16 protein-coding genes are annotated in these 12,676 nt (G+C 62.5%); 3 read left to right on the forward strand and 13 right to left on the reverse strand.

The genetic code is table 11. The annotated features are described in order from the left end of the window. Positions 1-19: 19 nt before the first annotated feature. The gene (locus tag IVB05_RS30195; RefSeq protein WP_247779660.1) at positions 20-757 is read right to left on the reverse strand and encodes a tetratricopeptide repeat protein; all 738 of its coding nucleotides are present in this window, start codon (positions 755-757) and stop codon (positions 20-22) included. A gap of 250 nt (positions 758-1,007) precedes the next feature. Between IVB05_RS30195 and IVB05_RS30200 the strand changes: the two genes are divergently transcribed. Next, a complete protein-coding gene (locus IVB05_RS30200) occupies positions 1,008-1,334 on the forward strand; it encodes a hypothetical protein (protein ID WP_247779662.1) in 327 nt (108 codons plus the stop codon). Between the two features lie 49 nt (positions 1,335-1,383). Here the strand turns inward: IVB05_RS30200 and IVB05_RS30205 are convergent, their stop codons facing one another. The 7 genes from IVB05_RS30205 to purC all read right to left on the reverse strand — a co-directional run bounded on the left by IVB05_RS30205 (position 1,384) and on the right by purC (position 5,881). Further along, positions 1,384-2,349: a tripartite tricarboxylate transporter substrate-binding protein gene (locus IVB05_RS30205; protein ID WP_247787131.1), complete on the reverse strand. Its 966-nt coding sequence runs from the start codon at positions 2,347-2,349 to the stop codon at positions 1,384-1,386. Positions 2,350-2,357: 8 nt separating this feature from the next. Then, complete coding sequence (gene purQ / locus IVB05_RS30210) at positions 2,358-3,059, reverse strand: phosphoribosylformylglycinamidine synthase subunit PurQ (protein ID WP_247779663.1); 702 nt, start codon at positions 3,057-3,059, stop codon at positions 2,358-2,360. A gap of 151 nt (positions 3,060-3,210) precedes the next feature. Next, positions 3,211-3,801 (reverse strand): hypothetical protein, encoded by a 591-nt coding sequence (locus IVB05_RS30215; protein ID WP_247779665.1) that lies wholly within the window; start codon positions 3,799-3,801, stop codon positions 3,211-3,213. Between the two features lie 113 nt (positions 3,802-3,914). Then, positions 3,915-4,667, reverse strand: coding sequence for a hypothetical protein (locus IVB05_RS30220; RefSeq protein WP_247779667.1), 753 nt, complete (start codon positions 4,665-4,667; stop codon positions 3,915-3,917). Between the two features lie 59 nt (positions 4,668-4,726). Beyond that, a complete protein-coding gene (locus tag IVB05_RS43575) occupies positions 4,727-4,849 on the reverse strand; it encodes a hypothetical protein (RefSeq protein WP_256472598.1) in 123 nt (40 codons plus the stop codon). Positions 4,850-4,860: 11 nt separating this feature from the next. Then, positions 4,861-5,103 (reverse strand): phosphoribosylformylglycinamidine synthase subunit PurS, encoded by a 243-nt coding sequence (purS, locus tag IVB05_RS30225; protein ID WP_247779669.1) that lies wholly within the window; start codon positions 5,101-5,103, stop codon positions 4,861-4,863. A gap of 10 nt (positions 5,104-5,113) precedes the next feature. Then, positions 5,114-5,881 (reverse strand): phosphoribosylaminoimidazolesuccinocarboxamide synthase, encoded by a 768-nt coding sequence (gene purC / locus IVB05_RS30230; RefSeq protein ID WP_171708996.1) that lies wholly within the window; start codon positions 5,879-5,881, stop codon positions 5,114-5,116. Positions 5,882-6,198: 317 nt separating this feature from the next. Here purC and IVB05_RS30235 point away from each other — a divergent pair, with 317 nt between their 5' ends. Continuing rightward, positions 6,199-6,522 carry a DUF1476 domain-containing protein gene (locus tag IVB05_RS30235; RefSeq protein ID WP_247779671.1) on the forward strand — a complete coding sequence of 108 codons (324 nt, stop codon included), beginning with the start codon at positions 6,199-6,201 and terminating at the stop codon, positions 6,520-6,522. 138 nt (positions 6,523-6,660) lie between these two features. Here the strand turns inward: IVB05_RS30235 and IVB05_RS30240 are convergent, their stop codons facing one another. After that, complete coding sequence (locus IVB05_RS30240) at positions 6,661-7,575, reverse strand: LysR family transcriptional regulator (protein WP_247779673.1); 915 nt, start codon at positions 7,573-7,575, stop codon at positions 6,661-6,663. Between the two features lie 120 nt (positions 7,576-7,695). On the opposite strand from IVB05_RS30240, the gene IVB05_RS30245 reads away from it, so the two are divergent. Continuing rightward, a complete protein-coding gene (locus IVB05_RS30245; RefSeq protein WP_247779675.1) occupies positions 7,696-8,508 on the forward strand; it encodes an isocitrate lyase/phosphoenolpyruvate mutase family protein in 813 nt (270 codons plus the stop codon). A gap of 135 nt (positions 8,509-8,643) precedes the next feature. Here the strand turns inward: IVB05_RS30245 and cynS are convergent, their stop codons facing one another. From cynS to IVB05_RS30265, 4 genes are all read right to left on the reverse strand, one after another. Then, positions 8,644-9,132 carry a cyanase gene (cynS, locus tag IVB05_RS30250; protein ID WP_247779677.1) on the reverse strand — a complete coding sequence of 163 codons (489 nt, stop codon included), beginning with the start codon at positions 9,130-9,132 and terminating at the stop codon, positions 8,644-8,646. 77 nt (positions 9,133-9,209) lie between these two features. After that, complete coding sequence (locus IVB05_RS30255; protein ID WP_247779679.1) at positions 9,210-10,124, reverse strand: ABC transporter ATP-binding protein; 915 nt, start codon at positions 10,122-10,124, stop codon at positions 9,210-9,212. Between the two features lie 4 nt (positions 10,125-10,128). Continuing rightward, complete coding sequence (gene ntrB / locus IVB05_RS30260; protein ID WP_247779681.1) at positions 10,129-10,968, reverse strand: nitrate ABC transporter permease; 840 nt, start codon at positions 10,966-10,968, stop codon at positions 10,129-10,131. Between the two features lie 166 nt (positions 10,969-11,134). Beyond that, the gene (locus IVB05_RS30265) at positions 11,135-12,514 is read right to left on the reverse strand and encodes a CmpA/NrtA family ABC transporter substrate-binding protein (protein WP_247779683.1); all 1,380 of its coding nucleotides are present in this window, start codon (positions 12,512-12,514) and stop codon (positions 11,135-11,137) included. Between the last annotated feature and the right edge of the window lie 162 nt (positions 12,515-12,676).

A 12,676-nucleotide genomic window follows, 5' to 3' on the forward strand; every position in this document is an offset into this window, starting at 1 on the left:
CTGCGACGCTTCCGCAAACTCAGATCAGCAACTGCTTTTCGGCGATCGACAGCCATTCCGCCTGCGCCTCGCGCAGATATCTGGGCGCGCGCTTCATCTGAAGCAGCAGTTCGTTGAACACTACCCTGGCCTCGGCGTCGCGGCCGACCATGCGTAGCAGCATGCCGTAGCGGACCCGTGTCTCCGCACCGGGGGCGTACGGCACCAGCGCGTAGTATTCTTCGAGCGCCTCGTCGATCCGCCCGACCTCTGCCAACGAACGCGCATAGAGCAAATGCGCCTCGGCCGATTCAAAGTCCGGCCAGCGCTTTTGCAGATCATCCAACGTGGCGAGTGCCTCGGCCGGACGGTTACGACCGAATTCGGCCTGCGCCCTGCCCAGCGCATAGGCCGGCTCGCCACCGAGCGGCAGCATCAGGATGTGGTCGTAGTGACGCACCGCTTCGTCGAATCTCGCCAGCCTGAGGCACTCAGCCGCCAGCGCGGCGCGATTGGCAACAGTGTCTGCGTTGACGAGCCGATCGGACAGCTCGCGATAGAGCTTTTCCGGGTCGAGCTTGCCGGCGATGCGCTTGCGTGCCTGTTGCGCACCGGGACTTCCAAACCATTCCGGCACCAGTTCGACGACGATGTAGGCGAGCGCGCCGACCAGCGGGATCATCAGGATGATGAAGGCCCAGGGCTGCAGGCGACCCGTCTTCGATGCGTGATAGATCAGCGTGATATCGAGCAGCAAGACGACGAGAGCAACGGGCATGGCGCATTCCAGGCAAACCGGATGGACGATCCTTAGTGGCCTTGATAGCGCGGCAAGTTCAATCAGACAATCTTCAGTTGTGAGCAGGTGCGAAATATCGGCTGGCGATTCCACAGAAGCAACACTGCGATTCCACATTTGTGGCCAGTGAAAATCTTCATGGGAACAGCAACGAACTGTGATCGGCAGGCGGGAACGCAGGCTGCGCGGACCTCGTTGGCCGTTACGCAAGCCAAGAAAAGGAGCAATCATGAAACTCGCAACATTGGGATTGGCGACAGCGCTTGTCTTCACGGGCACTTACGCGCTCGCGCAGTCCAGTGGCGGCTCGGCAGGCGGGAGTCCGGCCACGGGTGGCGCGGCAACAAGCAGCACGACGACGGGATCTTCCACCAGCGGAACGACCACCGGCAATGCGACGGGTACTAACCCCAGCACCGGCATGACCAACAATGCCGGCAGTGCCGCGGCCGCACGGAACAGCGGACTGAACCCGTCGGGGAATACGCTTCTCAATCCCTCGCCCAGCGGTTCGACGTTGACGCCGGCCGCACCCGGCTCGCCGACCGGCCGATAACAAAAAGCCCCGCACAGCGGGGCTTTTTCATACGTATCGTTGCTGAGCGCTATTTCTTCTCTTCCAGCAGCTTCCTGTATTTCTCGACGTCGCGCGTCACCAATTGTCCCAGCACTTCGCTCGCTTGCTCGTTGGCGTCGGGCGCGACGGTGGAGAGATCGTGAAAGCGCTTCTTCACCGCCTCGCTCTCGACGGCGGCTTTGGCCGCGGCGTTCAGTTTCGCGACGATCGCAGGCGGCGTGCCCTTCGGCGCAAACAGGCCGTTCCAGCCCTGCGCTTCGAAATCGGGAAGGCCAGCTTCCGCCGATGTCGGCAGATCGGACAAGGTCGCAAGCCGCGCCGTCGAGCCGACGACGAGGCCTCTCACCAGCTTGTCGTCGATGGCCTGCGACACCGAGGCGGCCGAGTCGCAGACGCCGTCGATCTGGCCGCCGATCGCATCCGTCAGCGCCGGCGCCGCGCCGCGATAGCCGACCAGCGTCACGTCGATGCCGGCGGCCTGCGCAAAGCTCTTGCAGATGAGGAAATTCGATGAGCCTGCGCCGGCGTGGCCGAGATTGACCTTGCCGGGATTTTTCTTCGCATAGGCGATGAAATCCTGCAGGTTCTTCGCCGGAAAATCCTTGCGCAGCGCGACGATGCCGAAGGTCTTCGCGACCATGGCGATGGGGACAAACGAGCCCGGCGTGAACGGCAGTTTCGGATAGATCGTATAGGTCGCGGCGCTGGTGCCGGCATTGCCGATGGCGATCGTATAACCGTCGGCTTCCGCGCGCGCCGCACGCGTCAGCGCGGTCGAACCGCCGGCGCCCGCGACATTCTCGATCACGATCGGCTGCCCGAGCGACTTGGCCATCTCCTCGGCGACCACGCGCGCGATCACGTCGGAAGTGCCGCCGGCCGCGAACGGCACGATCATGTTGATGGGACGCTTGGGATAGTCCTGCGCGTGGGCGGCTGCGGCGAGCGAGAAGGCCGCAGCGGCAACGGCCAGGCGCATCATCAAGCGCATCATGAAGGACTTCACGCCGCTTTTTCCAGATGTGCGGCGAGGCCCGCGAACAGGCCGCGGCCGTCGGTGCAGCCCATGATGTCTTCGACATGGTTTTCCGGGTGCGGCATCATGCCGAGCACATTGCCGCGCTCGTTGACGATGCCGGCGATCGACTGCGCGGCGCCGTTGATGTTGGATTCCTCGTCGACCACACCATCGGCGGAGCAGTAGCGATAGAGCACCCGCCCCTCGCCTTCCAGCCGCTTCACCGTCTCCTCGTCGGCTTCGTAATTGCCTTCGCCATGCGCGACCGGCACGCGAATGACCTGGCCGGCGTTGTAGCCGCGCGTGAACGGCGTATCCGAGCGCTCGACCCGCAGATGCACATCCCTGCAGATGAATTTCAGCCGCGCGTTGCGCATCAGGACGCCGGGCAACAGGCCCGCTTCGCACAGGATCTGAAAGCCGTTGCAGACGCCGAGCACAAGACCGCCATCGGCCACAAACTTGCGCACCGCGTCCATGACCGGCGCGCGCGCGGCAATCGCCCCGCAGCGCAGATAGTCGCCATAGGAAAATCCGCCGGGCACCACGACCAGATCGGTCCCCTTCGGCAGCGCGGTGTCGGCGTGCCACACCATCGCCGCCTGCTGGCCCGAGGCGAGTTTCAGGGCCCGCGCCATGTCGCGCTCGCGATTGATTCCGGGGAAGACGAGGACGGCGGATTTCATGGCGGTTCCCGAGTTTCAGGCGTTTCAACGAACGGCACTAACGCCGACTACATATTCTTTTCTGCCGCCGGGCGCTACCGTCAGACGCCGAACTTTGAACAGGCTGGGCCTGGCGACCGGACGCTGCCAGCGCAGCCGATTCCACGCCTTGCTACCGCGCCGGAGGGGCAAAATCCTCGATCTCCAGGACACCCACGAAATCGCCGCTATTACGGCGAGCGACCTCGAGGCCAAGGGACGAGGAAATGACGTCGATGGCGCTGTTGCCCGCAAACACCATCTTGCGGACGATATAAACCGTCTTGTTGTCGGTTGAGAGGCCCCGATATTCCCAATGGACGGCCGGGAAGTTTTTCACGTTGGCGACGCGGGTGGAAAGCAGCGAGAGATCCCGCACCCGGTTTCCCCCTTCGGCCGAAGCCTGCTCCGCCGTAGTCATCTCATGCTGGGCGCTCTCCTGCGCGAATTTCTGCAGGGCCTGCGGATCGGGGCTGCGGGTCGGACTGGCCGACGTACGAATGCTGACCATCGATAATTCCGCGCATGCCAGCGGACGGCAGCGGAAAGTCGCGCGCTTGTCGCCAAACGCCTGGCTGCCGATCCATTTCTGCGGATCGGGCGACTTGTAACGAACCCGGGTCCCCGGATGCTCCGGCCCCACGGCCGCGGTCATGCAGCCCGCAAGCCAGATCGTCGCCGCGGCAATGGCCGCCAGCCGAAACGCGCCCCACACCAACCCCATCGAAGTCCCCACCCCGCAACCTTGGCCTGTCAGGCCAGAACTTCCAACCTATAGTTCCAGATTATGGGGCACGCCAGTGCTTTGCCGGGCAGGGCTTTATCGCTGTAACGGCTTTATCGCGGTAACGGAATGTCCTCGACCTGCATCGCGCCGGCAAACAGGTCGCGATTGCGTCGCGCGGTCTCGCGCGATGGCGAGAAGGAGGCAATATTGACCAGTGCCGATTTCACGAACATGGTCACCTTGCTCATGTAGACGGGCTCTTTGCCGCCGACGAAGCGCATCTCCTGCGAGATCGCCGGATAGCCGCGCATCTCCGTGACCGTGCTGGAAAGCCGCTCGATCTTGCGGCCCGGCGCCAGGCTGGAGGCGGCATTCAGGTTGGCCTGCTCAACCGCCGCCGGGATAGTCTGGCTGGCATATTTCGCCAATGCCTGACGGTCGGGACTTCGTGTCGGGCTGGCCGAGATGCGCGCGGTGACCTTGGACGCCGCCGGGCACGCCAGAGGCCGGCAAATAAACTCGCTCGAACTGGTGCTGAAAAAATTGCGGCTGCCGGCCCACTTCGCCACGTCGGGATTGCGGATCATGACCCGGGTGGACCCCGGCGCCTGTGCAGCCGCAGGGTACACGACAAGCGTGGCAAGAAGCAGCGTGGCGAAGAAGGCGATCGCAGCAACCTGTAATGGAAGCCTGGGGAACGTCCGATCGATTGCGGAAAATACGAGAACGACAGATTTCATGGCTTGCCGGCTGAAAAGCGAGAATTGTCGGCCGAGCGCCGACCAGCCAATCCCATAACCAATTGACGCCGGTTTTACCAGTGCCAGCGCCGCCAAAACGGCCCGCGTCGCAGCCGCGTTCAACAACAATCGCTCAGGGATGGAAACCGCCGCGCGGGATGGCTATGGGCATTCGGCAGATCTTACAACGTCGGCGCGTCGTTCAATTCGAGGCGGCGCTCGATAAGATCCAGATGGCCCTCGTGCCCCACCACCTGGACCGATTTCAATACCTTGAACATCGGCTCCATTGTCACGTCGGCCATCCAACCTGCCCTCAAGGCTTCATTTCGATGGCATAATTCTCGATCACCGTATTCGCCAGCAGCTTGTCGGCGGCATCCTTCAATGCCGCTTCCGCCTTGGCCTTGTCCGCGCCCGACAGTTCGATGTCGAACACCTTGCCCTGACGGACGCTGGCGACGCCATCGACGCCGAGCGACTTCAGCGCGCCTTCGATGGCCTTGCCCTGCGGATCGAGAATGCCCGATTTCAACGTAACGGTAACGCGTGCCTTCACGATCTCAACCTCAGCTCTTCACCAGCACCGGACCCGTACCGGCCGGACGCTCGTTCTCCATCAGGATGCCCAGCCGCTTTGCCACTTCGGTATAGGCTTCCAGCAGCCCACCGAGGTCGCGGCGGAAACGATCCTTGTCGAGCTTCTCGTTCGACTTGATGTCCCACAGCCGGCACGAGTCGGGCGAGATCTCGTCGGCGACGATGATCCGCATCATCTCATTTTCGAACAGGCGTCCGCATTCCATCTTGAAATCGACCAGACGGATGCCGATGCCCAAGAACAAGCCGGTGAGGAAGTCGTTGACGCGGATGGCGAGCGCCATGATGTCGTCGATTTCCTGCGGCGTGGCCCAGCCGAACGCGGTGATGTGCTCTTCCGACACCATGGGGTCGTTGAGCTGGTCATTCTTGTAATAGAACTCGATGATCGAGCGCGGCAGCTGCGTGCCCTCCTCGATGCCGAGGCGCTGCGACAGCGAACCGGCGGCGACGTTCCGCACCACCACCTCAAGCGGCACGATCTCGACCTCGCGAATCAACTGCTCGCGCATGTTGAGACGGCGGATGAAATGGGTCGGCACCCCGATGTCGTTGAGGTGCTGAAACAGGTACTCCGAAATCCGGTTGTTGAGGACGCCCTTGCCCTCGATCACCTGGTGTTTCTTGGCATTGAACGCGGTCGCATCATCCTTGAAGTGCTGGATCAGGGTTCCCGGCTCCGGGCCTTCATACAGGACCTTGGCCTTGCCTTCATAAATACGGCGTCGACGGCTCATTGGGATGTACCGTGTTTTGTTGAAATCCATGAAATTGGTGTGCTCCGGATGACAAGGGTTTGCGACCACGACGGAGCTGCCGTGAAGGCGAGGTTCCGAACAAAGCAACCGGAAACAGAACAAGAACCTCGCCTCATGGCAACCTATCCGATTGGCCCATCCAGCACAATCGACCCGGCCCAATTGGGGCCAACTTATCCCGATTGCCTGCGGCCTAACGGCCCGTTGTTTTACCGATTCGCCCCCTCTATCTAGGTAGGCGATCGGGCCGCGACAACGCGGCCCTGTTTACCATTTCCGGGGATTGGAACCGAAGAATGACCACTTTCGACAAGCGCGAGGAAGGTTTTGAGAAGAAATTCGCCCTCGACGAGGAGCAGAAGTTCAAGGCTGAGGTGCGCCGCAACAAGCTGCTCGGTCTTTGGGCAGCCGAAAAACTCGGCATGTCCGGCGACGACGCCAATGCCTATGCCAAGGAAGTGGTTTCGGCCGACTTCGAGGAAGCCGGCGACAAGGACGTCCAGAACAAGGTCGTGAAGGATTTTGCCGCCAAGGGCGTCGCCATCACGGCGCCGGAGGTGCGCGTCAAGATGGACGAACTGATGGCGGTGGCTGCCGCCCAGGTGAAATCGGGGACCTGAGACTAATACTCCGTCATTGCCTGCGACAAACGCGAAGCGTTTGCGCAAGGGAGCGAAGCGACGAAGCAATCCACGTCTCCGCTTGCGGCGGCATGGATTGCTTCGCTTCGCTCGCAATGACGGTGGAGGGACCGTCGGTTAAGTCGATGGCGCTGCCCCGCGATATTCCCTGCGAACGATCTCCATCAATCGCCGTGCCGCTGCGCTGAGAAAACCGCCACGGCGCGTAATCGTGACAACGTCGTGGCTCGCCTTGAGATCACGCACGCCGATCGCAGCGATCGTCCCGTGTCGCAACTCCTCCGCGGCATTGCTCTCCGACAACAGCGCGATGCCGAGGCCGGCTTCGACGAGGCGCTTCTGCGCGGTCAGGCTGTCGACCGGCGTCCAGTCGATTTCACCGAGCCCGTGGGTCTGAAACAGCGCGAACACATGCGACGCCGTGATCTCGCGCCTCCCCGGCACCACCGGGAATGCGATCCAGCGTTCGCCGCTGAGATCGGCGAGTTTTGTCACACGGCGGCCGGCGCGCGGATGGTCCGGTGCGCACACCACCTGCAACGGTTCGGCAAACAGCAATTCGCAATCGAGATCGCGCGAGCGGTCGCGGTCATAGCGCAGGCCGATGGTCGCCTCGCCGCGCCGTATCATGTCGCTGACCTCCGCGCTGGTCGCGGTGCGCAGGCTCAATTCGACCTCGGGATGTTCGGCCGCGAAGCGTTTCAAGATCGCCGACAGCCGCCCGCCGGCAAGCGTGCCGACCACCGCGAGCGCAATCGGCCCTGAATTCGGCCGCGCCAGCGCGCGAACCGCGTTCTCCGCGTCCTGCGCGGCCGCGACCGCGCGCTCGGCATACGGCATCATCACCCTGCCCGCATCGCTCAGCATCGTGCGCCCCGCGATCCGCTCGAACAGCGGCACGCCGAGTTCCTGCTCCAGCAGCGCAATGCGCCGCGAGATCGCCGGCTGCGAGCGGTGCAGCGCCTTCGCCGCGCTCGAAATGCCGCCGCGGCGGTGAACGGTCAGGAACGTGAGAAGCGCATCGCTGTCCATGTTTCATCCATGCAAAAAGCTGATGATGCATAGAGAAATAACAAATTTGGCTGATGGGAGATAGCCCGCTAGTTTCGCCGCCAACCTGAACCGGACAACCAACGAAAGCGGAGATTGCCGATGCGAACCCTGATGGAAAAAGCCGAAGCGTTCCGCGCGCTGCATGCGCGCCCCGGCGCCTTCATCATTCCCAATCCCTGGGACGCAGGCACCGCAAAACTGCTCGCCGCGATGGGGTTCGAGGCGCTTGCGACCACGAGCCTCGGCCTTGCCAATACGCTCGGCAGCGCCACCGTCAGCCTCGATGCCATCATCGAGAACTGCCGGATGATCGCTGATGCCACCGACCTGCCCGTCAACGCCGACCTGGAGAATTGCGGCGCGGACGATCCGAAAACCGCGGCGAAGGCGATCGCGCGCGCAGCCGAAGCAGGCTGCGTCGGCGGCTCGATCGAGGATTCGACCGGCGATTCGCGCCAGCCGATCTACGATTTCTCGCTCGCGGTCGAGCGCGTGCAGGCGGCGGTCGAGGCCGCCCGCGCACTCCCCTTTCCATTCACGCTGACGGCGCGGGCGGAGAATTTCCTGCACGGCCGCAAGGATCTCGACGACACCATCAAGCGGCTGCAGGCATTCGAGGCCGTTGGCGCGGACGTTTTGTATTCCCCCGGCCTGTACGACATCGACACCATCCGCAAGGTAGTGTCGTCGGTCGGCAAGCCATTCAATCTGGTGATGGGCTTTGCCGACCCGACGCTGACGGTCGATCAACTCTCGGCCGTGGGCGTCAAGCGCATCAGCGTCGGCGGCGCGATGGCGCGCTACGCCCTTGCGGCGTTCTTAAAGAGCGCCCGCGAGATGAAGGACCAGGGCGCGTTCACCTTTGTGCGCGAGATGGCACCGATCGGGGAGATCAGGGCGGCGTTCAAGTAACCAGTCTCTCCCCGTCATTGCGAGCGCAGCGAAGCAATCCATCTCTCCGCACGCGGAGGCATGGATTGCTTCGTCGCTACGCTCCCTTGCGCAAACGCTTCGCGTTTGTCGCAGGCAATGACGGCGGAGGGATCGTCACCCTTCCTTGAATCCATACTCCGGCACGTTGCCGCTGGCGCCGTAATATTTGTACGGCAGGAATTTCCCGGACATCGTGATCTTGACGCGGTCACCCTTGGGATTGGCGACCCGTTCCAATGCCATGTCGAAGTCGATCGCCGACATGATGCCGTCGCCGAACTCCTCCTCGATCAGCGCCTTCCAGGCGGGACCATTGACCATCACCATCTCGTAGAAGCGGTAGATCAAGGGATCGGTGGGCGGCATCGGCGTGCCAGCGCCGCGCATCGGCACTTCGTTGAGCATCGCGATTTCGGATTTCGAAAGCTCGAACAGCTCGCCGGCATTGGCGGCCTGCGGTTTTGTCAATTTCATCTGGCCCATGATGGCGCCGACAATCAGCACTTCCGAATAGCCGCCGATCTTTTCGCAGATGTGTTTCCAGCTCCAGCCCTTCTCGCGCTTGATGTCGAGCAGCTTTTCGGTGAGGTCTTCCCGTTTCATATGGCTCTCCTTCTAACCCGTCATGCCCCGGCCTTGTGCCGGGCATCCACGTCTTTGCTGATCCCTCTAGGAAGGCGTCATGGCCGGGACAAGCCCGGCCATGACGCCTGTTCTGTATCCTCCGCCCCCGAAGCAATCACTAATTCCGGTTTGCCCGGCCGCACCGTCGGCACGTTGCGTGGATCGTGATCCGGCGTCGTGGCGGTGAACGTCTTGCTGCGGCTGACCAGGAAATCGACGATGTGATTGCGCAGCGCGTAGTAGTAGGGATGGCGGTGCAGATCGATGCGGCCGCGGTCCTTTGGCAGCGGGTTTTCCACGATCTCGGCCAGCACGGCACCGGGACCATTCGTCATCAGAAAAATCTTGTCGGCGAGATAGATCGCCTCATCGACGTCATGGGTGATCATGAACGCGGTCTGTCCGGTCTCCAGGCAGATGCGGCGCACCTCGTCCTGCAGCGTGCCGCGCGTCAAGGCGTCCAGCGCCGAGAACGGCTCGTCCATCAGCATGATTTTTGGCGTGATCGAGAGCGCACGGGCAATGCCGACGCGCTGCTTCATGCCGCCGGACAGCTCGGACGGCCGCTTGTGCTCGGAGCCGGTCAGGCCGACGAGGTCGATAAACTTTTGCGCATGCGCCTTCACCCTGGCGCGGTCCCAGTTGCGCCATTTCGAGGTCACGGCATAGGCGACGTTGCCGAGCACGGTGCGCCACGGCAAGAGCGCATGGCTCTGAAAGATCACCGCGCGGTCAAGACTCGTGCCTTCGATCGCTTGCCCGTCGACGATGACGGCGCCCTCGCTCGGCTGGTCGAGCCCGGCCAGAATGTTCAAGACCGTGGTCTTGCCGCAGCCGGAATGGCCGATCACGCAGCCGAACTCGCCGCGATTCATCGAGAGCCACAGGTCCTCGAACACCGTGGTCTCTTTGCCGTCCGCGCCGGGATAGCGCCGCGCGATCGCTTCGATGGAAATGAATTTGTCGGTCATGGCGCTATTCCGGGAACGTGACCATGCGCGTGAAACGCGCAAGAATCTGGTCGAGCAGCATGCCGACAATGCCGATCAGGAGGATCGCGATGATGACGTTGGTGATCGAGAGGTTATTCCACTCGTTCCAGACGAAGTAGCCGATGCCGGTGCCGCCGACCAGCATCTCGGCCGCGACGATGACAAGCCAGGCGATGCCGATCGAAATCCGCATGCCGGTCAGGATCGTCGGCGCGGCCGCCGGCAGGATCACGGTGAAGGCGCGCCTGACGGTGCCGACCTCCAGCGTGCGCGCGACGTTGATCCATTCCTTGCGCACTGCGGCGACGCCAAACGCCGTGTTGAGCAGCATCGGCCAGACCGAGCAGATGAAGATGACAAAAATCGCGGAGATGCTGGAATCCTTGATGGTGTAGAGCGCCAGCGGCATCCAGGCGAGCGGCGAGATCGGCTTCAGCACCTGGATGAACGGATCGAGTGCCTTGCTGATCAACGGCGACATGCCGATCAGGAAGCCGAGCGGAATGGCGACGAGCACCGCGAGGAAGTAGCCGAGGCCGACGCGCGCGATGGAATAGCCGAGCTGGATGCCGAGGCCCTTGTCGTTCGGGCCATTGTCGTAGAACGGCTGCCTGAGGTGCTCCCACAATTTGGCGCCGACATCGAGCGGACCCGGCATCGCCGACTTGCCGGCGGTCGCGGTCAATCCCATCAGCTTGGCGTATTCCGGCGTCATGTTGGCGACAGCGCCCGTTCCGCGCGTGGCGAGATGCCAGACGCCGAGGAAGGCCGCGAACAGCACGAGCGAGACGACGGCTGCGCGGAAGCGAAGGGAGAAGGTCATTGGGGGTAGTCCCTCAGCATGTCGTCCCCGCGAAAGCGGGGACCCATACTCCGCAGCGTTAGTAACGAAGGAAGGCCTCTGACATCATGCCTAAAAGAGACGACACGGCGTATGGGTCCCGGCCTTCGCCGGGACGACAGCGGTAATCGTAGTTGCGCCCCTGCCCTCACGACGCCTTCCTGATCTTGAAGCTGTTGAGATATTCCTCCGGCTTGGCAGGATCGAACGTCTTGCCCATCACCGAAAAACTCTTGGTCGTGGTGGTCGGCGGCGTCAGCCCGGCCTCCTTCATCAGCTTGGCGGCGTCGGTCGCCAGATAGACCTGCGCAGCGATGCCGGCGTAGTCGATGTCGCCCTTGATCTGCCCCCAGCGCTTCATCTGGGTCATGATCCAGATGGCAAACGATTGCCACGGGAACGGATCGAAATCGACGCGGTTCGGCTGCTGGACAATGTTGCCCAAACCGTCGGCGAAAGTGCCAGTGAGAATCTGCTCCAGCACGATCTGCGGCTGGTTGAGATAGTTCGCGGGCGCGATCGCTTCGGCGATCTGCTTGCGATTCTCCGCCTTGTGCGCGAACGCGGTGGCCTCGATGATCGATTTCAACAGCGCGCCATAGGTGTTCGGCATCGCCGTGATGAACTCCTTGGAGGCCGCGAACGCACAGCACGGATGGCCTTCCCAGATGTCCTTGGTCAGGATGTGAATGAAGCCGGCGCCATCAAACACCGCGCGCTGGTTCATCGGATCGGGTCCGAGGAAGCCGTCGATATTGTCGGCACGCAGATTGGCGACCATTTCCGGCGGCGGCACCGCGCGGATCTGCACATCGACATCAGGGTCGAGGCCGTGCTCGGCGAGATAGTACCGCAGCAAATAATTGTGCATCGAATAGTCGAAGGGCACCGCGAACTTGAAACCCTTCCAGCTCTTTGGGTCGCGCTTGTCCTTGTGCTTCATCGCCAGCGTGATCGCCTGGCCGTTGATGTTCTCGACCGCCGGCATGGTATAGGGAATCGGGTTCGAGCCGGCGCCCATGGTGATGGCGAGCGGCATCGGCGACAGCATGTGCGCCGCGTCGTATTCCTTGTTGATGGTCTTGTCGCGAATGACGGCCCAGCCGGCGGTCTTGATGACTTCGACGTTCAGGCCGTTCTTGGCATAGAACCCCATCGGCGCCGCCATGATGATCGGGGTGGCGCAGGTGATCGGGATGAAGCCGACCTTGAGGTCTTTCTTCTCGAGCGGGCCGCCCTGCGCGAACACTTCGGTCGCGGTCTTGAGCGGGAAGAATTGCGACACGGCCGCCACGGCCGTCGCCGCCCCCACCGATTTCAGAAACGCACGCCGCGCGACGTCCTGCGGGAACATCGCGCGCATCACGGCGGATGCGACCACGCCCTCGTAGCGTTTTTGCTCGCTCTCGATGGCGGACTGGATCTGCAGCTGGGCGGCCTGATGCTCGGCTTCGCTGAGATGCTGGCCACAAGAACAGCCACCGGCAAGACGGCGGTTGGAATCGAATGGGTTGTCGAAGGTAGACATCAGCCCTCCTGCGCGACGTTGCACCCTAATTAAGCAAGGCACATGCCAGCCCCGTATTTGGGCGATGGCGCTGATATCGCGGGAGTTTCGCGCAGGTTGGCGACTACGAAAATTCGTGATACACGAAAATTCGTAGTTCGATTACGAGTTTTCGGAGTGAGG

This window comes from Bradyrhizobium sp. 170 (genome assembly GCF_023101085.1).
GTDB lineage: Bacteria > Pseudomonadota > Alphaproteobacteria > Rhizobiales > Xanthobacteraceae > Bradyrhizobium.

Excerpts from the sequence above, each read along its gene's own strand:
- IVB05_RS30195 (WP_247779660.1), bottom strand. The coding sequence starts at position 757 with ATGCCCGTTGCTCTCGTCGTCTTGCTGCTCGATATCACGCTGATCTAT.
- IVB05_RS30200 (WP_247779662.1), top strand. The coding sequence starts at position 1,008 with ATGAAACTCGCAACATTGGGATTGGCGACAGCGCTTGTCTTCACGGGC.
- IVB05_RS30205 (WP_247787131.1), bottom strand. The coding sequence starts at position 2,349 with ATGATGCGCTTGATGATGCGCCTGGCCGTTGCCGCTGCGGCCTTCTCG.
- purQ (WP_247779663.1), bottom strand. The coding sequence starts at position 3,059 with ATGAAATCCGCCGTCCTCGTCTTCCCCGGAATCAATCGCGAGCGCGAC.
- IVB05_RS30215 (WP_247779665.1), bottom strand. The coding sequence starts at position 3,801 with ATGGGGTTGGTGTGGGGCGCGTTTCGGCTGGCGGCCATTGCCGCGGCG.
- IVB05_RS43575 (WP_256472598.1), bottom strand. The coding sequence starts at position 4,849 with ATGGCCGACGTGACAATGGAGCCGATGTTCAAGGTATTGAAATCGGTC.
- purC (WP_171708996.1), bottom strand. The coding sequence starts at position 5,881 with ATGAGCCGTCGACGCCGTATTTATGAAGGCAAGGCCAAGGTCCTGTAT.
- IVB05_RS30235 (WP_247779671.1), top strand. The coding sequence starts at position 6,199 with ATGACCACTTTCGACAAGCGCGAGGAAGGTTTTGAGAAGAAATTCGCC.
- IVB05_RS30240 (WP_247779673.1), bottom strand. The coding sequence starts at position 7,575 with ATGGACAGCGATGCGCTTCTCACGTTCCTGACCGTTCACCGCCGCGGC.
- IVB05_RS30245 (WP_247779675.1), top strand. The coding sequence starts at position 7,696 with ATGCGAACCCTGATGGAAAAAGCCGAAGCGTTCCGCGCGCTGCATGCG.
- cynS (WP_247779677.1), bottom strand. The coding sequence starts at position 9,132 with ATGAAACGGGAAGACCTCACCGAAAAGCTGCTCGACATCAAGCGCGAG.
- IVB05_RS30255 (WP_247779679.1), bottom strand. The coding sequence starts at position 10,124 with ATGACCGACAAATTCATTTCCATCGAAGCGATCGCGCGGCGCTATCCC.
- ntrB (WP_247779681.1), bottom strand. The coding sequence starts at position 10,968 with ATGACCTTCTCCCTTCGCTTCCGCGCAGCCGTCGTCTCGCTCGTGCTG.
- IVB05_RS30265 (WP_247779683.1), bottom strand. The coding sequence starts at position 12,514 with ATGTCTACCTTCGACAACCCATTCGATTCCAACCGCCGTCTTGCCGGT.